Below are 24,197 nucleotides of genomic sequence, written 5' to 3'. Positions count from 1 at the left end.
CGAGTCGGCCGTCAGGGACGACCGACTGCTCGAGGATGCCGAAAGGGAAGACGCACCACATGCATCGAACTGATGTTCGATGCAGATTCAGTCTGACAGGTCACTCACCCACAGTCAACAGAGCGAATCTCAACCCTCACCGTCTCGTCACATTCAGATGTACGCATGTCTGCACTCCGTTCACTTTCGCCCCAGATCATTAGCGGCGTTCATAATCTCCATCCATACTGTTTCCAGGAGTACTACTCGTATGTCGTTCTCGCGCAACACACGTAGGTTGACGGCCGTCGCCGGCGCCGTCGCCGTTCTGGCCGCTGCCGGCTGCAGCAGCAGCGCCGACGAGGCCACCGGCTCGAACGGCGCGACCGTCGATCGCGCCGCGACCGGCGAACTGTCCTCGAACGGTGGCGCTCGTCGCATCGACGGTGATCAGTCGGCCGCAGTGCGCGACGCCGTCAATGCCTCCGGCGCGAAGAACGTCATCCTCCTGATCGGGGACGGCATGGGCGACTCGGAGATCACCGCCGCACGCAACTACGCCGAAGGCGCTGCGGGCAGCTTCCCCGGCCTCGACGCCCTGCCGATCACCGGCCAGTACACGCACTACGCACTGACCAAGGACGGCAAGCCCGACTACGTCACCGACTCCGCAGCCAGCGGATCGGCATGGTCCACCGGCACCAAGACCTACAACGGCGCGATTTCCGTCGACATCAAGGGGCAGGCCCAGTCGACCGTCCTCGAGATCGCCAAGGCGAACGGCAAGGCCACCGGCAACGTCTCCACCGCCGAGGTGCAGGACGCCACCCCCGCAGTGCAGGTCGCGCACGTCAGTGGCCGCAAGTGCTACGGACCGGAGGCGACGTCCAAGTCCTGCCCGGAGAACGCCCTCGAGAACGGCGGCAAGGGATCGATCAGCGAACAGCTCCTCGACACCCGCGCCGACGTCACCTTTGCCGGCGGCGCCAAGTCCTTCGCCGAGACTGCGAAAGCCGGTGACTGGCAGGGCAAGACACTCAATGAGCAGGCCGCCGCCCGTGGCTACCAGCTGGTGAAGAACGCCGCCGAGATGAACGAGGTCGGCAAGGCCGATCAGGATGCACCCGTGCTCGGCTTGTTCGCCGACGGCAACATGCCCGTCCGCTGGGAAGGCTCCGTCGCCACCCGTGACGGTTACCTGCAACCCGCCGAAACCTGCGTCGACAACCCCAAGCGAACCTCCGACGTGCCCAAGCTCGCGGACATGACTCAGAAGGCCATCGACCTACTGAAGGTCAACGACAACGGATTCTTCCTCCAGGTCGAAGGTGCCTCGATCGACAAGCAGGATCACGCAGCCAACGCATGCGGTCAGATCGGTGAAACCGTCGACCTCGACGAAGCTGTGCAGAAGGCACTCGAATTCGCGAAGACCGACGGAGAAACCCTGGTCATCGTCACAGCCGACCACGCTCACACCAGCCAGATCGTCACCAATGTCAGCGCCGACGACATCGCCACCATCGCCAAGGACCAGAACATCCCGGTCGAGCGCGCCCAGGAAATCGTCTACCCCGGCCTGACCCGCAAGCTGACCACCAAGGACGGCTCGGAGATGACGATCAGCTACGGAACGTCCGAGGATCCGGCCGTCGAGTCCGAAGGACACACCGGAACTCAGTTGCGCGTAGCAGCTTTCGGCCCGCATGCGGCCAACGTCAGCGGTCTCACGGACCAGACCGACCTGTTCTTCACGATGACCGACGCGCTGGGACTCGACCGTTCCAAGGTCGCAGCTCACTGATCCGATAACACCTGAATCCGCCCACCCACAGTCACACCAGAGCAGCCAAGGCGCGCACCCGATCTTCGGGTGCGCGCTTCGGGCAACTGGTGCATTTGCCTTCACCGGGTACCTCGTAGATCAGGCAGCACGACGCCCGCTGCGTGAATCTGCGTCGCCCGAATGCCACCGGCGTCAATGGATTACTTACGCGCACAGCAGATTCTCTGCGATCCACGTCCACGAAACGCGGGACCGGAATGCCCGGGTTCTCACCGCGGAGAACTTCGATCAGACCGGCCGCAAATGCACTTCCGCGCTCCCGCGCATTACCGGCGGCATCGAGGCTGCGATTGGCGATGGAGTCCGTCGTGATCGCCCACAGCGCCTGCTGCCGAACGCCGGACACCTCGGCGAGTACCTCGATCACGGGATTGAGCGAGCGGAACATCGCGTGGCCCAACTCCGCCACACTCCGCGAGATCGGGATGACCGATCCGGCAGCAAAACCGCCCAGATAGCCGTTGTCACGCAAGAAGATCCGCCCACCGTCCAACGATGGATCGGCCGCGAACCCGGTGACCATCCCGGTTCCGATCGGAATGCCGGTCAGCGTCGAGCTGGCCGAGTACCACCACAACGTGCCGTTCACTCGACTGTCCGCACTCCCCCATCGCTCTGCCGTATCGGCGACACGTGCTGCCAACCACTGGGGGTCGGTCATCAACACCGCGGGCACCGTATCCGGATACGCGCTCAGGTTGTCGAAGAACGGCACAGCTACTGCCATACGGGCGTAGATCCCGGCCACCGATTCCGTCATGCCAGCCCCAATATCTCCATCCGCGGACGTACTCCGCGTTCGACTCGCGCCCTGATGCCGAAAACCTCGGCCAACAACGGCTCGTCCAACACCTCGACCGTAGACCCACACGCGCGGAGTTCACCTTCGGTGAGCACGGCAAGGTTGTCGCAGTACTCGACTGCCAACCGTAGATCGTGCATCGTGACCACAACTGCGAGCCCCGCCGACGCAAGTTCGGTAAGCAGTTCCATCACGATCAACTGGTGACGAAGATCGAGATGATTGGTCGGCTCGTCCAACAACAGAACCTTGGGCTCCTGAGCCAATGCGCGAGCTATCGAGACACGTTGCCGCTCACCACCCGACAGGGTCGATACGTCTCGTCCGGCAAGCTCGACCAAACCGACCTGCTCGATGCACCGGTCCACGATGGTGGTATCGCGCTCCGTACTTCGGTCCAACCAGCTGCGGTGCGGAGTTCGTCCGAGCGCGATCGATTCACGAACCGACAGTCCTGCCGAGACAGTGGGTTCTTGAACACTTGCCGAGACAGTTCGGGCGATGTCCTTACGCGAGAGCGTCGTCGAGTCGACTTGATCGATCAGAACTGCGCCACCTGTCGGCGTCAAAGCGTTGTAGCAGCAGCGCAGCGCCGTCGTCTTGCCACTGCCGTTCGGCCCGACCAAGCCCAATATTTCACCGGACTTGACTGCGAAAGTGATGCCGCGCAACACTTCGCGATTTCCGAGCCGCGCCCGGGTCTCGACGAGTTCGAGCAGGGGCGCAGTTTCGGAGTCTTTCGGGAGTGTCACTGTTCTGGTCTGTGTCACTGTTCTGGCCTGTGTCACTGTTCTGGCCTGTGTCACTGTTCTGGCCTGTGTCACTGTTCGAGCCTCCGATACTGCCGGTAGAGCATCCAGACGAAGATCGGTGCACCCACGAGGGCCGTGATCACTCCGACCGGAACTTCAGTGGATTGTGCCACCGAGCGCGCAGCGGTATCCGCGGCAACCATCGCGACGGCGCCCAGCAGGGCTGCAGCAGGGAGCAGTCGAATTGCTCTGGTGCCGACGATGAAGCCGGCCAGATGCGGGATCAGCAGACCGATGAAACCGATTCCACCGGCAACGCTGACTGCTGCGCCCGCCAGTACGGAGACCGCGAGCAAGGACAAGACACGGAACCGTCGGACGTTCATACCGAGTGCAGCAGCCCCGTCGTCACCGGTCTGCAAAACGTCCATCCATCGCGAACTGAACAGAAGGGCTGTGCCGACGACGGCCAGTGTGATCGTCGGGAAGATCAGCGTCGACCATCGTGCATCACCGAATCCGCCGGCAATCCAGTGCATCACCGACGTCACGTGCCGATCATCGGCCAATACCAGGATGCAAAAGGTGATGAGCGCCGAGAATATCTGGGCGAGCGCGACACCCACCAAAATGATCGCGGTCGGCTGCGGATACCGGCCGCCGATCAGCAGTGCGAGAAACAACGGGATCATCGCCCCGACAAATGCTGCGACCGGAATCGTGAAAACCCCGAGGAGGCCGGCGCCGAAACCCAGCACCGACACGAGCACCACCATGAATCCCGCACCCGACGAAACTCCGAGCAGATACGGGTCGGCAAGAGGATTCCGTGTGACAGCCTGAGCAACAGCGCCCGACATCGCCAACGAAGCACCCACCACCGCGGCAGTGAGTGCACGTGGCAGGCGGGAGTCGATCACGATCGACTCCCGCGCCGCGGTCCACCACGTCTCGAAAGTCCCTGGCGCCAAACGGGCTCCGACTATCGCCCAGACGTCACCGACGGGAATGCGAACCGATCCCAAGGAGACGGCCAACCCCAGGACGATCGCCAAGGCGACCGCCAAGCCGACAAGCAGGGCGCCGTACCCGTAACGCGTGCGGGTCACTTCGCCGCGTCAGCGCCTGGATGGAAGGCTGTTGCGATGGTCTGTGCCGAACGCACCAACCGTGAACTCTCGAACAGGTCAGCGAGAGGAACCACGACGAACCGGTTCTGCTGCACAGCAGGGGTGGTCGCCATCAACGGCTGGGCACGGAGGAAGTCGATCTTCTGCTCGGCTGTCTTGTCGCCGTAGTCGATGACCACGATCGCCTGGGGTGCACGCTCGGCAACAGCTTCCCACGATGCGTCGATGTAGGGCTTTGTCCCTTCGGCGAAGATGTTCGAGACGCCGGAGTATTCCGCGACCAATTGACCGACGCCGACTCCGCCGATGGTCGTCGGAACCTGGTCACCGCTGTCGTAGAAGAAGGTCGGTACCGGCGCCGCGTCTCCGACCGAAGCGCGGACGGAATCGAGACCATCGCTGATCTCCTCTGCGACCTCGCGGGCGGAATCTTCGACGCCCAGGACTCGACCGAGTTGCGTGTAGTCGTTCTCGAGCAATCCGATGTCGGGGAACCCGGTGCCACAGTATTCCGAGAAGAGGAAGGTGTTGATTCCGCGCTCGCCGAAAGCGTCTCGGGAACGGCCTTGCTTCTCGTTGAAGGCACTGGTCATTCCTCCGACCACGAAGTCCGGATCGACGTCGAGAACCTGCTCCATGCTGGGGAACGTATCGGAGAGGCTGGGAATCTTGTTGAATACATCGGCGGTCTCGGCAGTTGGCGGGTTGTCGCTGTACGCCCGCCCGACAATCCGATCACCCGCGCCGATCTCGATGAGGGCTTCGGTGACGTGTCCGTTCAAAGACACGATGCGCTGCGGCGGCGAATCGAAGGTCATCTCGCGATCGCAGTTGGTCACGGACACCGGCTGTGCGAAGGATTCCGCAGCAGACGCCGACTCTGATTCCTGACCTTTGGAACAACCTGCCGAAACCAAGGCGACCGCGATGAGAACAGCGGCGGCGCGGGACGGGGAGAACTGAAGTGACACGGGGACCTCGTAAGGGCTCTGAGCCACGAATGAGAATCCGACAGACAACTCCGCCCGCACGCTGATCCTCGGCCAGAGCTCCTGCTGGACTTCCTTTTCGTAGACCACGACGAATGGATGTCGCACACCGCGCGGCGGGTAATCGGGCTTGCCGACACTCGGTGACTACCGAGAATCGACCTACCGTTGCGGGTCAGCGCCGGATTCGGACCGGCTTCCCCCACACACGTGGCTTGCAAGTGCTTCGAGCAGTATGCATGACGTTTCCGATTCAAGACCAAACGCCCACTACAGTCGATCTGGCCAGACGCCCCCACACACCGGAGTTGATACATGACACGCTGGGCCCAAACCGTCGTCGCCCGGAAATGGTGGGTACTGAGCCTCGCGGTTCTGATAGTTCTCATCAGTGGGGTGTGGGGACTCGGAGTGTTCGGCAAGCTCAGCCAGGGCGGCTTCATCGATCCGGGCAGCGACTCCGCGAAGGTCGCCGACATCATCGAAGACAATCTCGGACCGCAGACCCCGGACATCATCGCGATCTACTCGCCCACGGACGGCAAGACTCTGGACGACATCGGGCCGGCAGTGACAGCCGCCGTCGACCAATTCAAAACCGAAGTGCCGACCGCTTCGGTGAAATCGTATTGGGGAACAGACGCCGCAGCGAAGGCCAGCCTGCTCTCGAACGACGGATCCATGGCGGCCGTTGCGATCACGTTGGCACCGGACTCGGGCGTCACGCCCGCCACTTTCGCCGATCTCTTGCCGAAGCTCGAAGTCGAAGGTGCCGAGGCACAATTCGCGGGTAACACCGTCGTCGGCGTCGCATTCAACACCAAGCTCGAGAAGGACCTGGTGGTCGCCGAAGCCATCGCCATTCCGATCACTCTGGTGCTGTTGGTCTTCATCTTCGGCGGCATCGTCGCTGCTGCCGTGCCCGTGTTCGTGGGTGTACTCAGTGTCCTGAGTGCTTTGGCGGTTCTGCGAATCCTCACGCTGATCACCGATGTGTCCTCGTTCTCGATCAACGTCGCTTCTCTTCTCGGGTTGGGACTGGCCATCGACTACGGACTGTTCGTGGTCGGTCGGTTCCGTGAAGAACTGAATTCGGGCTCGGACCCGGGAGCGGCTGCTCAGCGGACAGTTCTGACGGCGGGTCGCACCGTCATGTTCTCGGGTCTACTGCTGATCTGTGCGTTCAGCGGCATGCTCGTATTCCCCCAGGCCGTCATCCGGTCTCTGGGCTTCGGCGCGATCGCTGCGGTATTGAGCGCGGCCGTCCTGTCGCTGACCGCTGTGCCTGCGCTACTTGCCATTCTGGGGCATCGCATCAACGCCCTGACATGGCGCAAGGATGCGGCGCAACGCGGCGAGGAACGCTCGCGCAAGTTCTGGGGCCGCGTCGTCACGTGGGTGATGAAGCGTCCGGTCGCAGTCTCGGTGACGATCGTGGCCGTGCTGCTCGTGATGGCCTCGCCGCTGCTCGGCGCCCGGCTGGGAGAACTCTCGTACACCGCACTACCGGACAACGACCCCGCTCGCGTCGCAATGGACACGTTGGTCAACGACTTCCCGCAAACCGGAAACGGCGCAACGATGATCCTTCAGGCCGAGGACGGGAACACTCTCACCCCGGCCGAAGGTGCAGCGATCGCCGAGTCCGCCGGTCAAGTCGAGGGCATCGGTCAGGCGACCGTCGTCGCGAGCACCAATCAACTCGTCGCGGTTCAGGCTCTCTACAGCGAGGGCTCTACACCCCAATCACAGAGCGCCGCAGTGACAGATCTGCGTGCGATCTCCGCTCCCGACGGAACGGTGCTGCTTGTCGGCGGCGGTCAAGCCATGGTCGACGACGGCAACAACGCCGTCCTGCACTGGCTACCGGTGATGATCCTCATCATGGTCGGATCCACCCTGATCCTGTTGTTCCTCGCGTTCGGTTCGGTGGTGCTGCCGATCAAGGCGGTGCTGATGGCAGCCCTGAGTCTCGCGACCACCTTCGGTGTCCTCACCTTCGTCTTCCAGGACGGACACGGCGTCGAACTCCTCGGGGTCAGTCAAACTCCGCTGGAGGCGACGTTCGTCGTGCTCATCCTGGCGGTGGTCTTCGGATTGTCCACGGACTACGAGGTTTTCCTGATGTCACGGATGGTCGAGGCCAAGAACGCGGGAGCGACGACAGAGGAAGCGGTCAAGTTCGGAACCGAGCGCACCGGCCGCATCGTGACGGCTGCCGCCTTACTCCTGATAGTGGTGACGGGGGCCTTCGCAATGTCAGGGCTGTCAGTGATGAAGTTCCTGGGCGTCGGCATGATCGTCGCGCTGATCGTCGACGCGACCATCATCCGCATGTTGCTCGTGCCCTCGCTCGTGAAGTTGATGGGCGAAGCGAACTGGTGGGCTCCTGTGTGGATGAAAAAGGTTCACGCGAAGGTCGGCATCGGCCACTGATCGCGACTGGATCATGTCGCTGAAGAGTGCCTGGGATCCTGCGGAGAGCCGTGTTTGACTAGGGGTCGTGGATGACTTACCTGAGAGTGTTGTGGTCGGCTCAGCAGTGTTTTCGCGTGTCGACTCGGACGATTCGTTGGCGTGCTGGACATCGATCATCGATGTCCAGGGGGTCGGTGACTCCAGGCCGGTGAGTCTGGTTATCGAGCCGGCCACCGTGCCGGAGTCTGCGGTGTGTGAGCTCGCTTCGACCGTGATGGCCCGGTTCGGTGAGTTTGCCGAAGTCGCCGCCGATTACCTGCGTCAACAGCTGCGTGGGCCACAGTTCGGCCTCCGCCACTCCGAACTCGTGGAGTTGGACGCCACGGAGTCACTGTTCGGCGAACCTGAGGCGGTGATCTGGGCTGACGGAACCTGGCTGCTGCGGTTCGCTGAGTCAAGGCTCGAGATGGCCGATCCTTTCGGGATCGGTGTTCTGTTCGAAGGAACGACCCCGTATGCGGTCGAGGACTTGTCGGGCGCTGAACCGGCCTAGGGTTTGCCGGCCTGGCCACTCCATCGCCTCGACGATGGTGCGCCGGTCTACTGGCGGACGGCGCATGGCCTTCACACCCTCGGAACAACGGCCGCCCACATCTCATCCGAAATCACGTCACGCGACGCAAGGACGAGCGCGCACCCCACTGCGCCCGAAACTCTTCAGCAACAGACCTAGTGGATTTCCCTGATCGGGCAGTCGTCCTCGAGGATGACTGCCCGATCGTCTAAATCGCTCCGCAGGGCGATGTTCTCCGAAGCTGATTTCGTCAGACTTGGAGCATGACAATTTTCGAATGGATCCTTGCAATCCCCGCTCTTGCGCTTGCCGTCGCGTTCTTGTTCTCCGGAATCATCTCCGCGGGCATCGACTTCGACGCCGAGGACGGGGTCATGACGCATTGATGTTCGTTTCCCTCTAGCCGCTGATATTACTTTGGAGTAAGTTACCGACTATGGCCACATACATCGTCACTGGCGGTACCGGATTCCTCGGACGAGCTGCACTGCCACTCCTGCTCGAGCGTGATCAAACTGCTCAGATCCATGTGCTGGTCAGAGCCGGTTCTGTAACCAAACTCGAAGAACAGGTGTCGGCAATTCCCGGCGGCGATCGCGTGCATCCACTCATTGGAGATCTGACCGAGCCGGGGCTGGGCATCGACTCTCCCCCGCCTGCCGACCACGTCCTTCACCTCGGCGCGATCTACGACATCACCGCCGGAGACGAGCAGGCTTCGACGAATGTCGAGGGCACACGCTCCGTGGCCGACCTTGCCGCACAGCTGGGAGCCACCCTTCATCACGTGTCATCAGTCGCAGTTGCGGGCGACTACCCGGGAACCTTCAGCGAAACCGATTTCGATTGCGGTCAAGGCTTTCCCACTCCGTACCACCGAACCAAGTTCGAGGCCGAGAAGCTCGTTCGAGAACGAGAAGGCCTCACCTGGCGTGTTTATCGACCGTCTGCCGTGGTCGGCAACTCCGTCACCGGGGAGATGGACAAGATCGACGGTCCGTACTACTTGTTTCCAGGACTGGCGCTACTCGCGAAACTACCTGCAGCACTCCCCGTCCCGATCCCCAACCTCGGCGCAACCAATGTGGTGCCCGTCGATTACGTAGCCGCCGCCCTCGTCGAATTGATGCACGCGCCCGGCCACGACGGCGAAGCATTCCATCTCGTGAATCCGAAACCTCAACCGGTACGCGAAATCTATGCCGGACTCGCCAAGGCCGCCGGAGCGCCCCGGCCCGCACTCAGCCTGCCGGGCGTGATCGCCAAACCCTTTGTCTCGCCATTGCCGATGGATTCGGCAGAATCGGCGCGGAAGGTCTTCCTCGATCGCATCGGCATGCCTGCAGCATTACTCGACAACATGACGATGGCGCCGACATTCACCTCCGCGAGAACCGTTGCCGCCCTGGCCGGATCAGGACTGGCGGTCCCCGAGTTCGGGTCGTACTCCACTGTGTTGTGGAAGTACTGGCGCGCAAACCTCGATCCCAATCGCGCACGACGTAACAGTCCCGAAGGACCACTCGTGGGTCGGATCGTTCTGATCACCGGAGGCTCTTCCGGAATCGGCAAGGCATCGGCCATTGCCGCCGCTCAGAAGGGCGCCACCGTTCTCCTGATCGCACGCCGCACCGACGAACTCGATGCCGCAGTACAGGAGATTCGATCAGCCGGGGGCAAGGCATTCGGTTATCCCTGCGACATCACGGACGACGAATCGGTCCAGCACACGATCAAAAGCATTCTGACAGAACACGATCACGTAGATATGTTGGTAAACAACGCCGGCCGATCCATCCGGCGCGGCATTTACCACTCCACTGATCGTTTCCACGACTACGAACGAACGATGGCCGTGAACTACTTCGGCGCTGTGCGATTGGTGCTCGCCTTGTTACCGACCATGCGTTCTCGCCGCTTCGGCCACATCGTGAACATCAGCAGCGCGGGAGTCCAGGCGGCAACGCCTAGATTCTCGGCCTACGTGGCGAGCAAGGCCGCCCTCGACGGTTTCTCGGACGTAGCCGCCTCTGAAACCCTGGCGGACGGAATCACTTTCACGACCATCCACATGCCGCTGGTCGAAACACCGATGATCGCTCCGACCGGCGAATACAACAACGGCCCGATCACCAGCCCGGAAAAGGCTGCGGCAATGGTGATCCGCGCGCTGATCGACCGCCCCAAACGCATCGACGTACCACTGGGAACCCTGGGTGATCTGGGAACCCTGTTCGCACCGCACACCAAGGACCGAATTCTCAACCAGATGTACCAGGCCTTCCCCGATTCTCCGGCGGCAAAGGGTCAGGTAGACAAGGAAACTCCGGCAGACGCTCCGGCAACACCGACGCGACAGCACCACTCGCGCTCGCGCATCCGCAAACTCGGCCGTCGTGCCGCCCGACTCGTGCCCGGTACGCACTGGTGACCGGTGGTGTGACTTCGCCTCGGAGCGTTTCGGCCAGCGGAACGAGTCTGCAATGCTAGTCATCAGAATCTATCCAGACCATGGTCATCCCAGTTCGCTGTGGCCGTCGAAGGAATTGATTGTCATCCCGCCGCAACGGTTCCCGCAGGCATACGTTCTCCCGAGCCAAATGGGGATCGACGACGAACTCGGAGAGAAGATACTGGCGTGGACTGATCGCTTCCAAAAGTTCTTTGTGACCGAGATCGACGGCTTCGCGATACGACCGCGGTGGAATCCAGGGATCAACGTTTTCGACTGGTACGACGAGGGCTATCAGATCGTGGGCAAACTTCGGGCACAGTTTCCGGACGTGCACGTCAAGCCTGAATTTGCCCAGTACGTCTTTTCGGTCAACGAGCGTCGGGAAAGCATGGGGCTTGTGCCGGTCAGCCTTCCGAACGAACCCAAGGCCGGGCATATGAGCATCACTGAACTCCTGCACCCCAAGTGAGTTTCAGAGCCATGGCGATGAATGCGATCGATACTGCGGCAGTGATCGAGTTTTCCCATCCGAGGGCGAAGTAAACTGCGGAAGAATCGAAATCCACTGCCTTGCAAGAGGCTACGGGAAACGGGATCCAAGCCCATCCTGCTTCTTCGAGCAATCCGCTTCCATACGAACTTGATCTACAAAGCTCCGATGCGGACGCTGGGAACCCCCAACGTGAGGTCACTCCGAAACTTGCGATCAATCCAATGACCCCGACTACCAGCATGAGTGCGGGAACATTGCGAGTGATAGGTGACTTGTCTCGGGGTGAAGTCATTGGAACACCGTACTTCGGCTTTCCGTCAGTTCGCTGACACTGCACATTGTTACGAATGCGAGATGAATTAGCCGACGACCCTGCGGATCTCACTCTCGGAGGCATTGGCGCCCGTGCAGACAACAGCAACGCGCTTGCCAGCGAAGGTGTTCGGATGCGCATAGACCGCAGCAAGTGCGGCCGCACCGGCGCCTTCGCTCAAAGTGTGAGCGTCGTAGAGCAACGCCCGCTGCGCGAGGGTGATGTCGTCGTCCGTGACGAGCAGGAATCCCCCGAGGCGTTCACGCAAGACACGTTGAGTGAGTGCGAACCCGGCACCGGTCGCAAGCCCTTCGACACGGGTGGTGTTCGGGCGCTCGACGCACGTGCCGGAACTCCACGAGTCATGTGCGGCTCGTGCGGCCTCAGACTGCACTGCGAACACCTCGAGGTGCGGTGCAAGCGCACTGGCGACGAGACACGCCGCCGCCGCACCGCTGCCGCCACCGACTGGGACCACCACCGCGTCCAGATCAGGTTGTTGTTCGAGGAGTTCGACGTAGGCCGTTGCAACACCGGCGAGGATTGCCGGCTCATTGGCGGCGCTCACGAGACGCAGGCCGTCACGTTCGCTGATGAAATCGGCATGAGCACGTGCCTCGTCGAAGTTCACACCGTGCTCGATGAGCTCGGCTCCGAGCATGCGGACAGCGTGAGCCTTGACTGGATTCGCCCCAACCGGCATGACGATCACACACCGCACGCCCGCACCCGCCGCGGCATACGCCAAGGATTGAGCATGGTTTCCGGTCGAGTAGCCGACAATCCCCCGCGCCCGCGTCGCCTCATCCAGTCCTGCCACCAGGTTCAGTCCGCCGCGAACCTTGAACGCACCCGTGGGGTGCACGTTCTCGTGTTTGACGAACAATTGGCTGCACGAGCCCGCACCCAAGGTCGGGTGCGATATCAGGGGCGTGACCGGTAGATGCCGACGGACGACCTGACTGGCACGCTCGATGTCTGCCCATACGGGTGGATGTAGCTGGTTTGATGCCGTGAGATCAGATGCCGGTGCCATGTGATTCACCCTGCCAAACACCGATTCATAGATCCAATACGTGTTTTCGTCCAAAGCATCGAAATCTTCTATGATTTTGGCATGCTCGATCTAATTCGGCTGAGGGTCCTGGTCGCTGTTGCACAGGAAGGGTCGGTGACAGCCGCCGCCGATTCTCTCGGTTACGCGCAGCCCTCCATCAGTCACCACCTTCGACAGCTCGAATCGGAAGTCGGGGTTCCACTGTTCCAGAGAGCGGGTCGTGGACTGCGCCTGACGGACGCCGGCGCAGTGCTGGTTCGGCGAGCCACCGAGATCCTCGGCCACGTCGACGCAGCGGTAGCCGAAGTCCAGACGTACGCAGGACTGAGGGCCGGGCGGGTACGACTGGCCGCATTCCCGTCAGCCCTGGCGAGTTTGATTCCGCAGGCGATGGCAGCGTTCACGTCCCAGTACCCCGATGTGTCCATCAGCCTCGTTGATGCAGAACCACCCAAAGCACTTGCACTGCTTCGTAACAACGATGTCGACGTAGCTGTTGTCTTCGCGCACGAGGACACCCCTGAAGTCGGGCTCAAGCATGTCGCGCAGACGGCTTTACTGGAAGATCCGTTGTACCTGATCACCTCTGCGCGGAATGCAGATGCCGCCAACGAGATCACGGACTACGCCGGTGAGACCTGGATTGCCGGTTGCCCGAGCTGCCGAGCCCACCTCCTCACCGCTTGCAATCGAGCTGGATTCATTCCGCGGATCGAGTTCGAGACCGACGACTACGTCGCCGTCCAAGCCCTGGTCGCCTCCGGAAGCGGGGTAAGCACCCTTCCGGCCCTCGCCCTCCAGGCACATCAGAACCCGAGTATCCGCGCACACCGCATTCCCGGCGAGCGACGCACTGTCTCCGTCGCAACCTACGGCAAACCTCCACTTGCTCCCGCGATCGACGCGTTCGTCAGAACTCTGACAGCGATATCCGAATCCATGCGTGAGCGCGTCGAATTGGATGGGCACCAAGATAACCGGTGACCTCAGGTCCGGCCGACCACCGCGACTATCAGTGCGGCAAGTTCGCTTCGAGCATCGTCGGGCGAGAGCGCTCCCGCTACCGCCGCATGCGAGAGTGCCTCTGCAGCACCGAATATTGCGGTCATCGAAGGTTGCGCAAGTCCTCCGCCCGCACCAAAGGGAGTCAGCACCTCCCGACATCGTTCGGAATAGGCGTGTTCCGATTCACGCTTGACCCGCTCCAGCTCGGGCGAACCCTCCAGCGCTGCAAGCACACCCGTCAGTTCACGCCCCTGCGCCAACGAACATCCGACGTAGGAGTCGGCGATGGCATTCGCGCGTCCGTTCAGAGACTCATCCGCGGCATCGAGATACTCCTCGAGCATCACCGTCTGACGATCGTCGAATTCCTTGAAGAGCGCTGCCAACAACGCGGCGCGAGAGGCGAAATGGCTGTATACAACTGGCTTTGCAACGCCGGCACGTTCAGCCAACCGACCAAGGGTCAGCGCGTCCGCACCCTCCTCTCGCACCAATGCCCACGACACCTCCACGAGTTGTTCGTACCTGCCGGCTCGCGACAGTCTCGTACGTGCCATCGGACACCTCCTTGCGCTATATACCAATAGTAACCTACTCTTAGTACATAAGCGCACCATCTACCGAAGGACGCTCATGACCACACTCGTCGTAGTCTCCCACTCCGATCCTCAGTCACTTACCCAGCATGTCGCCCGTTCTACCGCCGACGCGATCCGCGACCTGGGCGGCGACGTCGACTTCGCGGACCTACATGCCGAGAATTTCGATCCCCGATTCGCCGAAGCCGATGTGAACCTGTTCCGCGGCAAAGGGACTCCCCCTGCCGATGTTGTAGCCGAGCAGGACCGAATCGATCGTGCAGACGATCTGATTCTCGTGTTCCCGATGTACTGGTGGTCGATGCCCGCACTACTCAAAGGTTGGATCGATCGAGTCTTCGTCAGCGGATGGGCGTACGAATTCACCCCGGGAAGCGAATTCGTGAAGAAACTGGACCGACTCACCGTCCACCTGATTCCAGTCGCAGGTGACGACGCCGAGAGTTTCGACCGACACGGCGTGTACGAGGCCTTCCGGACACAGATCGAACGCGGAATCATCGAATATTGCGGTGCCACACTGGGATCGACAACCTTCGTTCACGAGTCGGACACGAAGAGCCGAGACGTCCTCGCCGCAGAAATCCACGACCTCAGCGAAAGCATCGCGTCCCGTGTCGCCTACCCTGCGACCGCGACTTCCCGTTGACGGTCAAAAACGGTCAACTGGCGCTTGACCGGCCCGTGGCCGCCCAGTAGCGAAGCGTGTCTCCCGAATGGCCGAGGTTGCGCGACAACTGATCAACTGGGCGCACGCTATCGAGAAGTCCCCCGCACGCTTCGATTGCCCTACGCGAACCCGCGTTGGTCTCGTCGCACGTAATCAGGACGCCACTGAGCCCCACCGGGTCGCCGGCATACGTGAGCACTTCCCGCAGAGCAGCCGACGCTATCCCTTTCCGCCGTTCCGACGGCCGAATCCCGTAGCCGATATGACCACCAAGATCAGCCAAGAACTCATTCAAGCTGTGCCGCAACTGGATAGCACCGAGATACCTGCCGTCTCGAACGATCCACCAGTTGGTTGCCGGGACAATGTCGAGACCCGGTAACGCCTCGGGCTGCGCCAACAACTCCTGAACCCACTGCCCGAATCCATCGCGTGACGCAAGGTCGAGATCCAGACGTTGCGCAACTCCCAACGCCGAACCGGGCTGATCCGCCTGCGGTCCACCCCACTCGTCACGCGACTCCAACCAGGACACCCACAAGGCCTCGTCAGTCGCAACCAAATCGACTGTCATAGCAGCGATGCTACGTCGCACCCGCAATGGTCGAGACTTCGCCTCAATCCATCGCAAAAGCACATAGTGTCGATGTATGAGTGGACGATTCACAGCTGGGGTCTTTATCATCGTCGTCAGTGTCGTCGCCGTTGCGTTGGTTTGGACCGGCGTTCGAGACTATGAATCTTTCACTCCACCGGTCGCGACGGCGGTCGATCGGGCAGACTGCCTCGCCCCTGATATCACCGCCGCGCTCGTAGCCCCCGAGGCACGCGACAGCAGCATTGCACTTCGCCCCGAGGGAAGTGGTTACCCGCCTCCTGATTTCAGCCCCGTTGCCGTTGTTCGATGCGAACGCGGAGAAACGTCCGACGGTGGGTTGACCATCGACTCCATACGCCTCGAGGGGGACATCCACGCGGTGGACGATGCATTCCGCGAACAGTCTCGTCGATTTCCTGCCAACGTCCGGGCCGACTGCGCGTACCGTCTCGTCCCGCCAGCCGGTTTGTGGCTGGTAGACGAAGCAGGAGCAGCCATACGCCCTACCTGGCCGACCGCGCCCTGCGGACTGCAAGAGAAACCACACGCAGCCCTGAGCCAACTACATGAGATCAGCCGCGCGCAGCATCCGGTCGACGGCATCTCCTCCGATGACGCCGGAACCTGCGCGGAGTCGATCGGACAACCGTTCGCGACGACCACTGAAGCTGACATGAGTCGCATGGCAGAACACGAAGACACTCACGCGCGCCCACTGACGGAAACAGCTTTGGCTACACCGATTTCCGACGTCGGCAGACTACGGGTGTGCCGCTATTCCACCGAACCGCCGCTGCCCGAGTCCCGAATCCGCTTGTCACGCCAGCAGAGTACTGATCTGATGGAGGTTGCATCCACCGCGCCACCTGCAGGCCCATGCGATCTCGTCGCCCATCACATCGCTTCGATCGACGTACTTCGTCCCGACGGATCGGGCGGCACGCGGATGGCAGTCGAACTCGACGGATGCCAACGCGTAAACCTCCTCGGACAACGTCAATTACCGCCCGCAGTCATTGCGCTCCTGTTGCAGTAGCGACCCACACCCGAGTTCATCGAGACTGATCGTAGAAAACCGACGATGAAATCACAGGTCTCGAATCGACGTGACCACAACTGGCCTGACCGGCTTGGGCGCCGCGCCGCAACTCGGTGGACGCGGCGCGAGTTCGGAGAGTGCCGTCTCCACCGCCCATAGCCGGCCGTCCACATGTGTGACGACGCATGTCCCGTCACTCGCCTGCTCGATGACAGCCAAGTCGTCGATTCCGCAGGTTATTTGCTGTCGCACAGCAATTTCCGAAGCCTGCCCCGCAGGAGACCAACAACTCCGTCCACGCAGGCCTGGCAAATGGACCTGATCTCGGGAAGCCACCTCCACGGCCGTGACACTCTCACTTGCCGACAGACGGCCGTACGTATTGCCGCTCGGCAACAGGATCATCGACGGCGCGAATCGGTGCCCGCCGGTATGCGAACACTCCCACACCTGGGGTCCGAAGGACGACATCAGCGCTGCGGCGATCGGCCTGCCGAATACAGCGCAGCACTGGTCGCGCTTGCCGTGCGCGCAGACCAATACGACTGGCTCGGTCACTTGCTCGCCCAGTCCTGGTGGCGGCCCATCCAACAGGGAGAAATCGACGTCGAGTAAGTCCATCGGCGAATCGATGTGCAACCTTTCACACCATGAGTCGCTCGGATCGGAGCGCGCAAGCAGGACGGTGTGTCCATCAGTCATCGGATCGGTACGCCCGGGTCGCCGAACGAACATGATTCGTACGTTCGCTGCATCGGCTCGGCGGCTCAGCTCGGCGGCAAGCTCCTCTCCCAAGGCCGTACCGTCCAACACGTCACGACCCCACGCGGCATTGAATTCGAGGCATACCCAGCCCTGCACGACGGCAGCGCTGCCTGCCAGCGGCTCATCGACAGCAGACAGTGCGGAACAGGTTTCGGCTTCGATCACGAGGCCCATTGTGTCAGCCTCGCTGGGTGTCGATTCGCAAGTCCCTGTGGCCCAGTGACGCGGCAACTCAATAGAACTTCTTGCCCTCCGCAAGCTGGTTCACGAACTTCTCGATCCGCCTGGCTCGCGTCTCCGGACGCTTTGCCTCCTGCAGTCGGTACGCGATGGTGAATCGGTTGGTGGAATTGAGCGTCGCGTAGAACTCACGAGCCTTCGGGTTTTCCGCGAGCGCATCGAGAAAGTCTTTGGGGACCTCGGCCTTGGCTGATCCCTCGTACGCGCGATCCCATCGACCGTCGGCCTTGGCCTTCTCGATCTCGGCGATGCCGGAAGGCTCGAGAAGTCCCGCAGCGTCGAGGCGGGCGACTATCTCGACGTTGCGTTTGGACCACGGACTCCGCGCGGTGCGTCGCGAAAACTTCTGTACGAAGAAATCGTCGTCGATTCGCCGTGCGAGGCTGTCGATCCAGCCGAAGCACAGGGCAACGTCCAACGCTTGGTCGTAGTCGATCGAACTGTGCGACGAGGTCTTCTTGGCCATTTTCAGCCAAAGGCCGGGGACCACCTCGTGGTTCTCGGACAGCCATCGACGGAACTCTGCTCCGTCAGCGAAGTATTCGGTATCGAGTTCGACTGCCATCAGTGCTCCTCATTTTCGCGATACCCATACTCTGACAAAACCCTGCGACAAATATCCGAGAGTTCCGAGTGCGAGCACCCATTTGGCAATACTGACGGTCGAAGCGGCGCGAACCCTCGAGTCGGTGATCCTGTCGCGATGATCGAGGAAATGGAGTCCGACCACGTTCTCGACGTAGTCGCCGGCCGCCGACAGTACCGGCACTACGGCAAGGGCGCGCCGAGTTGCCGGGGAAAGGGGAACCCGCTCCCCGAGCCTCGTGCCCGCTGACCGCAAAGCCATCGCGTAGATCGCGGGATGTACGAAGTCGGGGTAGTAGTGACTACGAAATCGTGCCGTGGCCTCTTCGTCCATGGAGTCCAAGATCTCGACGTACCGGCGAGCGGAGAACGCCGTCTGCACTTCCAATACTTTGGGAGCCACCGGCCCGAGTAGGCGAGCAATATTCGCTTGTGAGACAACAAAAGCGGTGGTCCACAGTGCCATCGCCTTCGCAGATCCAGTTGGTGCCATTCCACGATCGTGCCATCTTCGCACAACAGAACGGAACGGCCCGACGGAAGAGCTCGCCGAAAATGTGAATGAGGTTGTAAAAAGCGGGCATCCCGTATCGATCATCGGTCCGATAGCGGGGAGCGCGCATGTCGCCCAAGTCCAACCCGACTGTTCTGTTCATCCACGGACTTTGGATGCACCCGACCACCTGGGACCCCTGGGCGCAGGTTTTCAGCGCGCAGGGGTACTCCACAATGGCGCCGGGATGGCCAGGGGACGCGTCGACCGTGGGTGAGACGCGTGAACACCCGGAAGACATCGCGGGACACGGCATCGAGGACGTGACGGATCACTACGCCAAGGTGATAGCCGATCTCGACGAACCACCGATCGTGGTGGGGCATTCGTTCGGAGGTTTGATCGCGCAGAAACTTCTGGGCCAGAAGCTGGCGACCGCGGCAATTGCCATCGACCCGGCTCAGCCCAAAGGGGTGTTGAAACTTCCCCTCGTTCAACTGGGCAGTGTTTTCCCGGTCCTGTCCAACCCCGGGAACTACCGGAAGGCGTACTCACACAACAGAGAGTCGTTCCACAAATCCTTTGCCAGCGCCGTGTCCAAGGACGAGTCCGACGCCTTGTTCGAGCAGTATGCGATTCCCGCCCCTGGTCGGCCGTTGTTCGAGGCAGCACTCGCCAACTTCGCGCCCCACAGCCCCGCTGCGGTAGATTTCAACGCTCGCCGCGGGCCACTCCTGATGATCGGCGGCGGCAAGGATCGCACAGTCCCGAAAGCCAGTTCGGACAGCTCGTTCAAGAAGTACGCCAAGGCCCCGACGATCAACGAATACAAGGTCTTCGGCGATCGAGGTCACTCGCTGACCATCGACCACGGCTGGCGTGAGATCGCGGACTACAGCCTTGCCTGGCTCGACAAGCAGGGCATGAGCCCGCCGCAAGGCAAGCACGAAAGTCAGTCTCAGCCGAAAGCTTGAAAACGACGGCGGTACACCTGCGGCGAGATTCCGAGATGCGTCGAAAATGCTCGTCGTAGGGATTCCGAACTGCCGAATCCCGCCAATTGCGCGGCTTCGGTCACCGAGTGGCCGGCATCGAGGAGCGCTTTCGCGGAGTCGAAACGGATCAACTCGACGTATTTGGCCGGCGTCGTACCGAGTTCTTCCCGAAAGAGCCTCGTCAGATGCCGTGGGCTCAGGTGCGCCAGGGCAGCCAGTTCGTCGACCGAGTACTCCCCCGCCGGATCGGCGGCCACCGCCTCGACCACTGCGCGAAGCGCGGGCACCCGGGGCCGCGGCCCGCTCAACGACGGCGAGAACTGTGACTGCCCACCTGGACGTTGGAGAAATACCACCAGAAGCTGTGCGACACGTCGGGCCATTTCTGCACCATGATCTCGCTCGAGCAATGCGAGCGCGAGGTCGATCCCGGCGGTCACACCCGCAGACGAGAACACCGTGCCGTCCTGGATGAAAATGGCGTCGGGAACTACCGTGATCTGCGGATAGGCGCGCGCCAGCGTTGCCGTGTGTTGCCAATGCGTCGTTGCGCGGCGTCCATCGAGCAGTCCACTCGCCGCCAGGATGAATGTCCCGGTACAGATCGAGGCAACCCGACCCGAACGTCTCGCCAGATCGCTCGCTGCCTCACGCAGTTCCGGACTCACCGGCATCGACGGGAACACGTCGCCACCCATGACCAGCAACGTGTCGAAGGAACCGGAATCTGCGACGTCACAGTCGACCGGAATGCGCATGCCGGTCGACGAGTCGACATCGTGTCCACCTACCGAGCAGATCACCAACTCGTAGTTCGCTCCGCCGCGATTGGCCTCTGCGAACACCTCACTCGGACCTGCGACGTCGAGCAGTTTGACGCCGTCGAACACCAGGACGGCAACTCGATGCACTGCGGTCACGATCGCTCCCCTTCGTCCTGATCTGTGGACAGTATGGCCGAGATCAGGGTGCGCCCGCGTGCGTGCTCGACCGACACTGGGACAGACCGAGAAATTCGCAGCAGCGACGAGCAGAGCAGGTACCGATGAACACGATCATTGCCGGTGTGAAAATCCCCGATTCGAAGATGGCTGCCGACGCCACCGAACTCGTCCGAGATACGGCGTCCGAGTTACTGTTTCACCACTCGCGACGCGTCTTCCTCTTCGGATCGCTGCAAGGCGCGCGTTTGGGACTGCACGCCGACCCTGAATTGCTCTACGTCGGCGCCATGTTTCACGACCTGGGGCTCACCGAGAAATTCCGGGACAGTACGGCGCGATTCGAATTGGACAGCGCGGACGAAGCGCGGCGATTCCTCACCGGCTACGAAGTCGACGAAACCGACATCCGCAAAGTGTGGGAAGGCATCGCTCTACATACGACGCCCGAGGTCCCCTCGCGGCTGGAGCCCGAAATCGCCTTGGTGACAGCGGGTGTGGAGACCGATGTACTCGGAATCGGATACAGCGAACTCGACCAGGCCGACATCGACGCCGTCACCGCGGCCCACCCCCGTCCGGATTTCAAGAATCAGATCTTGAAGGCCTTCACCGACGGCTTCAAGCACCGTCCCGAAAGCACGTTCGGGACGGTGAACGCTGACGTACTCGAACATTTTGTGCCGGGATTTCGGCACATCGATTTTGTCGAGGTCATCCAGAACTCGGCTTGGCCCCAATAGAATTCGCAGTCATTTGGCCGCCTCACTCATCGCAGCGGCATCTTCTGCCCCGAACTTTTCCTCGAGGGTCTCCGGCGAATAGTCGAGGTCGATCTCGGCGACGTCGCGCCCGCGTGCAGACTCGATCGCCGAAAGTCGGCGCTGCGCACGGTCTGCGGCATACTCGAGGAACTCCTGATTGTCCAAACCGAACGGCTGCACCTCGAATTGATCGTTGACCCAGTTGATCATTCCGAGGGCCATGGGCATGAGTTCACCCATCCGCTGCTGGACGACGTCCCAGTTGTGATCGTCGGCGGCGACGTGCCTTCGGCAGGTGAACGTTCCCCAAGCCATGTGCCGTCGTTCGTCGTCACCGATCTTTCGCACCAATTGCTGCATGCCAGGGAGGATTCCGCGCGTCGCACAAACTTTCTGCCAGGCGTAGTAACCCGTCAACGCCAGACTGCCCTCGATGACGTGGTTGTACGTGACGCTGGCACGCACCTGGTTGACCGGGCTGGGGTCTGTCTCGAGAATGCGTAGCGACGACGGCAGCTCCTCGTAGAACAGTTGCCGGTAGTACGGATTGTCAGCGACGTAGGAATGCAGGTCACTGGTCAATCCCACTTCGTCCATCCACAGCCGAAACACCTGGGTGTGCTTGGCTTCCTCGAAACAGAACTGCGTCAAGTACATCTCGTCGCCGAATCGTCCCTCGGTCGACATTGCTTTCATGAACGGTTGAATGTCTTCGGTGACGGCTTCTTCACCGGCGATGAACTGCGCACACAGGAAGGTGGCGCTGCGCTGTTGTTCGCTGGTCAGCTCCTGCCAGTCACGGGCATCCTGCGAAAAATCGAGGTCGGTTGGGTTCCAGAATTTGGCGTTTCCCTTGGTGAACAATCGGAGTGGGAACGAATCCCAGTTCAACCCTCCAGACCGAAGAGAACTGAAACCTTCTCGCCCCGGCGAGGTGACAGTCATGACATTCCTTCTTCCCGAACCGAAGACAGATGCCCCACCAGCATGCCCGCAGAACTGAAACGTGAATCAGTTTTGACGAAATTCGATCTATTCCTTCAGGGAAACACCCTTGGTCTCCATCACTGCGAAGAGCTTGGCGTTCATCTCAGCCGCCAGATCCGGTCGATACGAGCCGATGTTGAGCGGATTGGCGAGATTGTTCAGTTCCAAGGGGTCGGCTTGTAAGTCGTACAGTTCGTATTGCGGCGCAGCAACTCCCGCAGGATCGAAGTACATCGTGTACTTCCAGCGACTCTCGCGTATGCACCGAATGTGGTTGGGCTGCGTGACGATGTTCTGACCGTCGGGCGTCGCACAGTTCTGATCGTCGTAGGTGAACAGAATCGTGTCCTGAACCTGCGCGCTGGGACTTTGCGGATAAGCGGCGGCGTCGACGATGACCGGTGTCAGATCGGTACCCAGGAAGTTCCACGATTGACGCGCAGGCGCTTGGGCGAGCGTGGCGAGAGTGGGCATCACGTCGATCAACGACGCCAGGGCGTCGGTGCGAACGGGTTCGGGAAACAGCAAGGGGTTGCTGATGACCAGTGGAACGCGCAGCGTTTCCTCGTAGGCGTTGAACACTTTCTGCCGCAAACCTCCGTGGCTCATCCCCATCTCCCCGTGATCGGACATCCGAACGATCACCGTGTCGTCGAGCATCTGTGGAGTGGCTTCGATCGCGTCGAGCACGCTGCCGATGTGTTCGTCGACCACTTTGTGCATATAGGCGTAGAAGTTGATGTAGTTGCGCGCCTGATCGGGTCCGAGCAGCGGCCCGAGCCCGGCTGCCAACAGCAGTTCCGACTGAACCTGGGCTGTCGGTTTGTGATTGAGCGCCAGGATCTCGTCGAAGGTGGGCGGCAAGTCGATACCCTGCTCGAAGGCGCCTGGCGCGTCCGATCCGTAGTTGTCGCACGTGCCGTTCATCGCGTTCCACGTCTGGGGGTACGCGAGGACATCGTGCGGGTTCACGAACGAGACGATCAGCGCCCAAGGCTGTCCGGATGCGACTGCGGGTCCGGAGAGAAACTCGACAGCTTCCTCGGCGACACGGCGATCATGGTCTGCGCACCCGCCACCGAAATGATCCGGATTGGTGTCCTGGCCCGCGTCCGGCGGAATCCACCCCTCGAAGCCGAATCCTGCCACGTCCTCGCTTGTCGGATCACCACCCTCGACGCCTTTGCTCAGATGCCATTTCCCCCGGTACTGGACGTTGTAGCCGGCCGACGCCAGCAGCTTTGCCATGTTCTGTTCGGAGACCTGCAACTGTGGCTCGGTGGGTGAGACAGTGCCACCTTCGGTGAGCGTTCTGGTGACCCCGTGCTGCGCGGGGTAGAGGCCGGTGAAGAACGTACTGCGACTGGGCGAGCACATCGCGGTGTTGCACACTGCCTGGTCGAAACTCAGCCCGTGATCGGCAATCCTCTTGCGGTTGGGCAGATTCTGTTCAGCCCAGCCTTGGGGCCAGTACATCGGCCGGCGTTCCTGATCGGTGATGATGACAACGATGTTGGGTTTCTGCGGAAACCGATCGGCGGGTGCTGCTTGTACCGGCACCGCGCTCACCGCGCCGGCCGCGACGTCTGCCACTCCCGCGAGGACAAGGGCACCGACGCCACCGAGGAACGTCCGGCGCGGCAATGAATGACAATGCGGGGCTGGAACGTTCTCTGGGTTCACGGGCGTCGTCCTCTCGGAGGCGTTG

At 61.5% G+C, this 24,197-nt stretch carries 24 protein-coding genes and 1 riboswitch; of the genes, 11 read left to right on the top strand and 13 right to left on the bottom strand.

The window, feature by feature from the left end; genetic code table 11:
* Positions 1-250 precede the first annotated feature (250 nt).
* Positions 251-1,783, top strand: coding sequence for an alkaline phosphatase (gene phoA / locus ASU23_RS26275; RefSeq protein WP_003940796.1), 1,533 nt, complete (start codon positions 251-253; stop codon positions 1,781-1,783).
* Between the two features lie 31 nt (positions 1,784-1,814).
* On the opposite strand, the gene ASU23_RS26270 is transcribed toward phoA, so the two are convergent.
* The 4 genes from ASU23_RS26270 to ASU23_RS26255 all read right to left on the bottom strand — a co-directional run bounded on the left by ASU23_RS26270 (position 1,815) and on the right by ASU23_RS26255 (position 5,480).
* On the bottom strand, positions 1,815-2,585 hold the full coding sequence (locus ASU23_RS26270; protein ID WP_003940787.1) for a (2Fe-2S)-binding protein: 771 nt from the start codon (positions 2,583-2,585) through the stop codon (positions 1,815-1,817).
* Positions 2,582-3,379, bottom strand: coding sequence for an ABC transporter ATP-binding protein (locus ASU23_RS26265; RefSeq protein ID WP_081305329.1), 798 nt, complete (start codon positions 3,377-3,379; stop codon positions 2,582-2,584). The genes ASU23_RS26270 and ASU23_RS26265 overlap by 4 nt, the downstream gene beginning before the upstream one ends.
* A gap of 68 nt (positions 3,380-3,447) precedes the next feature.
* Positions 3,448-4,488: an iron ABC transporter permease gene (locus tag ASU23_RS26260; RefSeq protein WP_050654847.1), complete on the bottom strand. Its 1,041-nt coding sequence runs from the start codon at positions 4,486-4,488 to the stop codon at positions 3,448-3,450.
* A complete protein-coding gene (locus tag ASU23_RS26255) occupies positions 4,485-5,480 on the bottom strand; it encodes an ABC transporter substrate-binding protein (RefSeq protein WP_029254958.1) in 996 nt (331 codons plus the stop codon). The genes ASU23_RS26260 and ASU23_RS26255 overlap by 4 nt, the downstream gene beginning before the upstream one ends.
* A 115-nt stretch (positions 5,481-5,595) precedes the next feature.
* A riboswitch (cobalamin riboswitch) is annotated at positions 5,596-5,742 on the bottom strand.
* Positions 5,743-5,813: 71 nt separating this feature from the next.
* On the opposite strand from ASU23_RS26255, the gene ASU23_RS26250 reads away from it, so the two are divergent.
* The 5 genes from ASU23_RS26250 (at position 5,814) to ASU23_RS26235 (ending at position 11,414) form a co-directional block, all read left to right on the top strand.
* The gene (locus ASU23_RS26250) at positions 5,814-7,934 is read left to right on the top strand and encodes an MMPL family transporter (protein WP_003940878.1); all 2,121 of its coding nucleotides are present in this window, start codon (positions 5,814-5,816) and stop codon (positions 7,932-7,934) included.
* 67 nt (positions 7,935-8,001) lie between these two features.
* Complete coding sequence (locus tag ASU23_RS26245) at positions 8,002-8,469, top strand: hypothetical protein (protein ID WP_253741491.1); 468 nt, start codon at positions 8,002-8,004, stop codon at positions 8,467-8,469.
* A gap of 284 nt (positions 8,470-8,753) precedes the next feature.
* Positions 8,754-8,876, top strand: coding sequence for a hypothetical protein (locus tag ASU23_RS35165; protein WP_003940840.1), 123 nt, complete (start codon positions 8,754-8,756; stop codon positions 8,874-8,876).
* A 50-nt stretch (positions 8,877-8,926) separates the two neighbouring features.
* Positions 8,927-10,921, top strand: a complete 1,995-nt coding sequence (locus ASU23_RS26240; RefSeq protein ID WP_054188139.1) for an SDR family oxidoreductase — start codon at positions 8,927-8,929, stop codon at positions 10,919-10,921.
* 52 nt (positions 10,922-10,973) lie between these two features.
* On the top strand, positions 10,974-11,414 hold the full coding sequence (locus ASU23_RS26235; protein ID WP_225320329.1) for a hypothetical protein: 441 nt from the start codon (positions 10,974-10,976) through the stop codon (positions 11,412-11,414).
* Positions 11,415-11,797: 383 nt separating this feature from the next.
* Here the strand turns inward: ASU23_RS26235 and ASU23_RS26225 are convergent, their stop codons facing one another.
* The gene (locus ASU23_RS26225; RefSeq protein WP_058039039.1) at positions 11,798-12,787 is read right to left on the bottom strand and encodes a threonine/serine dehydratase; all 990 of its coding nucleotides are present in this window, start codon (positions 12,785-12,787) and stop codon (positions 11,798-11,800) included.
* Between the two features lie 81 nt (positions 12,788-12,868).
* On the opposite strand from ASU23_RS26225, the gene ASU23_RS26220 reads away from it, so the two are divergent.
* Positions 12,869-13,792, top strand: a complete 924-nt coding sequence (locus tag ASU23_RS26220; protein ID WP_058039038.1) for a LysR family transcriptional regulator — start codon at positions 12,869-12,871, stop codon at positions 13,790-13,792.
* Positions 13,793-13,794: 2 nt separating this feature from the next.
* Here the strand turns inward: ASU23_RS26220 and ASU23_RS26215 are convergent, their stop codons facing one another.
* Positions 13,795-14,370, bottom strand: coding sequence for a TetR/AcrR family transcriptional regulator (locus tag ASU23_RS26215; RefSeq protein WP_042449699.1), 576 nt, complete (start codon positions 14,368-14,370; stop codon positions 13,795-13,797).
* A gap of 76 nt (positions 14,371-14,446) precedes the next feature.
* Here ASU23_RS26215 and ASU23_RS26210 point away from each other — a divergent pair, with 76 nt between their 5' ends.
* Positions 14,447-15,061: an NAD(P)H-dependent oxidoreductase gene (locus ASU23_RS26210; RefSeq protein WP_054826214.1), complete on the top strand. Its 615-nt coding sequence runs from the start codon at positions 14,447-14,449 to the stop codon at positions 15,059-15,061.
* Positions 15,062-15,074: 13 nt separating this feature from the next.
* Here ASU23_RS26210 and ASU23_RS26205 read toward each other — a convergent pair whose 3' ends face one another.
* Positions 15,075-15,656, bottom strand: a complete 582-nt coding sequence (locus ASU23_RS26205; RefSeq protein WP_058039037.1) for a GNAT family N-acetyltransferase — start codon at positions 15,654-15,656, stop codon at positions 15,075-15,077.
* 76 nt (positions 15,657-15,732) lie between these two features.
* On the opposite strand from ASU23_RS26205, the gene ASU23_RS26200 reads away from it, so the two are divergent.
* Entirely contained in the window at positions 15,733-16,716 is a 984-nt protein-coding gene (locus tag ASU23_RS26200; RefSeq protein WP_058039036.1) for a hypothetical protein, read from the top strand.
* Positions 16,717-16,767: 51 nt separating this feature from the next.
* Here the strand turns inward: ASU23_RS26200 and ASU23_RS26195 are convergent, their stop codons facing one another.
* Genes ASU23_RS26195 through ASU23_RS26185 form a run of 3 tightly spaced genes read right to left on the bottom strand, consistent with a single transcriptional unit; the run spans position 16,768 to position 18,802 of the window.
* The gene (locus ASU23_RS26195) at positions 16,768-17,658 is read right to left on the bottom strand and encodes a sucrase ferredoxin (RefSeq protein WP_058039035.1); all 891 of its coding nucleotides are present in this window, start codon (positions 17,656-17,658) and stop codon (positions 16,768-16,770) included.
* A 58-nt stretch (positions 17,659-17,716) separates the two neighbouring features.
* A complete protein-coding gene (locus ASU23_RS26190) occupies positions 17,717-18,289 on the bottom strand; it encodes a YdeI family protein (RefSeq protein ID WP_003940957.1) in 573 nt (190 codons plus the stop codon).
* 9 nt (positions 18,290-18,298) lie between these two features.
* A complete protein-coding gene (locus tag ASU23_RS26185) occupies positions 18,299-18,802 on the bottom strand; it encodes a hypothetical protein (RefSeq protein ID WP_037129197.1) in 504 nt (167 codons plus the stop codon).
* 128 nt (positions 18,803-18,930) lie between these two features.
* Here ASU23_RS26185 and ASU23_RS26180 point away from each other — a divergent pair, with 128 nt between their 5' ends.
* Complete coding sequence (locus ASU23_RS26180) at positions 18,931-19,776, top strand: alpha/beta hydrolase (RefSeq protein ID WP_003940761.1); 846 nt, start codon at positions 18,931-18,933, stop codon at positions 19,774-19,776.
* On the opposite strand, the gene ASU23_RS26175 is transcribed toward ASU23_RS26180, so the two are convergent.
* A complete protein-coding gene (locus tag ASU23_RS26175) occupies positions 19,761-20,717 on the bottom strand; it encodes a GlxA family transcriptional regulator (RefSeq protein WP_007727480.1) in 957 nt (318 codons plus the stop codon). The two genes, ASU23_RS26180 and ASU23_RS26175, sit on opposite strands and share 16 nt — an antisense overlap.
* 125 nt (positions 20,718-20,842) lie before the next feature.
* Between ASU23_RS26175 and ASU23_RS26170 the strand changes: the two genes are divergently transcribed.
* On the top strand, positions 20,843-21,481 hold the full coding sequence (locus ASU23_RS26170; protein ID WP_007727481.1) for an HD domain-containing protein: 639 nt from the start codon (positions 20,843-20,845) through the stop codon (positions 21,479-21,481).
* Between the two features lie 9 nt (positions 21,482-21,490).
* Here ASU23_RS26170 and ASU23_RS26165 read toward each other — a convergent pair whose 3' ends face one another.
* Together ASU23_RS26165 and ASU23_RS26160 are read right to left on the bottom strand one after the other, a co-directional pair.
* Positions 21,491-22,447, bottom strand: coding sequence for a R2-like ligand-binding oxidase (locus ASU23_RS26165; protein WP_003940790.1), 957 nt, complete (start codon positions 22,445-22,447; stop codon positions 21,491-21,493).
* Between the two features lie 87 nt (positions 22,448-22,534).
* On the bottom strand, positions 22,535-24,172 hold the full coding sequence (locus ASU23_RS26160) for a sulfatase-like hydrolase/transferase (RefSeq protein WP_058039034.1): 1,638 nt from the start codon (positions 24,170-24,172) through the stop codon (positions 22,535-22,537).
* Between the last annotated feature and the right edge of the window lie 25 nt (positions 24,173-24,197).

It is taken from the genome of Rhodococcus sp. KB6 (genome assembly GCF_001445685.1).
In the GTDB taxonomy this organism is placed as follows: Bacteria; Actinomycetota; Actinomycetes; order Mycobacteriales; family Mycobacteriaceae; genus Rhodococcus_F; species Rhodococcus_F qingshengii.
This window is presented reverse-complemented; position numbering and strand designations above follow the sequence as displayed.

Coding starts and splice junctions, on each gene's coding strand:
- phoA (WP_003940796.1), top strand. CDS start 251: ATGTCGTTCTCGCGCAACACACGTAGGTTGACGGCCGTCGCCGGCGCC.
- ASU23_RS26270 (WP_003940787.1), bottom strand. CDS start 2,585: ATGACGGAATCGGTGGCCGGGATCTACGCCCGTATGGCAGTAGCTGTG.
- ASU23_RS26250 (WP_003940878.1), top strand. CDS start 5,814: ATGACACGCTGGGCCCAAACCGTCGTCGCCCGGAAATGGTGGGTACTG.
- ASU23_RS35165 (WP_003940840.1), top strand. CDS start 8,754: ATGACAATTTTCGAATGGATCCTTGCAATCCCCGCTCTTGCGCTTGCC.
- ASU23_RS26240 (WP_054188139.1), top strand. CDS start 8,927: ATGGCCACATACATCGTCACTGGCGGTACCGGATTCCTCGGACGAGCT.
- ASU23_RS26235 (WP_225320329.1), top strand. CDS start 10,974: ATGCTAGTCATCAGAATCTATCCAGACCATGGTCATCCCAGTTCGCTG.
- ASU23_RS26225 (WP_058039039.1), bottom strand. CDS start 12,787: ATGGCACCGGCATCTGATCTCACGGCATCAAACCAGCTACATCCACCC.
- ASU23_RS26220 (WP_058039038.1), top strand. CDS start 12,869: ATGCTCGATCTAATTCGGCTGAGGGTCCTGGTCGCTGTTGCACAGGAA.
- ASU23_RS26215 (WP_042449699.1), bottom strand. CDS start 14,370: ATGGCACGTACGAGACTGTCGCGAGCCGGCAGGTACGAACAACTCGTG.
- ASU23_RS26210 (WP_054826214.1), top strand. CDS start 14,447: ATGACCACACTCGTCGTAGTCTCCCACTCCGATCCTCAGTCACTTACC.
- ASU23_RS26205 (WP_058039037.1), bottom strand. CDS start 15,656: ATGACAGTCGATTTGGTTGCGACTGACGAGGCCTTGTGGGTGTCCTGG.
- ASU23_RS26200 (WP_058039036.1), top strand. CDS start 15,733: ATGAGTGGACGATTCACAGCTGGGGTCTTTATCATCGTCGTCAGTGTC.
- ASU23_RS26195 (WP_058039035.1), bottom strand. CDS start 17,658: ATGGGCCTCGTGATCGAAGCCGAAACCTGTTCCGCACTGTCTGCTGTC.
- ASU23_RS26190 (WP_003940957.1), bottom strand. CDS start 18,289: ATGGCAGTCGAACTCGATACCGAATACTTCGCTGACGGAGCAGAGTTC.
- ASU23_RS26185 (WP_037129197.1), bottom strand. CDS start 18,802: ATGGCACCAACTGGATCTGCGAAGGCGATGGCACTGTGGACCACCGCT.
- ASU23_RS26180 (WP_003940761.1), top strand. CDS start 18,931: ATGTCGCCCAAGTCCAACCCGACTGTTCTGTTCATCCACGGACTTTGG.
- ASU23_RS26170 (WP_007727481.1), top strand. CDS start 20,843: ATGAACACGATCATTGCCGGTGTGAAAATCCCCGATTCGAAGATGGCT.
- ASU23_RS26165 (WP_003940790.1), bottom strand. CDS start 22,447: ATGACTGTCACCTCGCCGGGGCGAGAAGGTTTCAGTTCTCTTCGGTCT.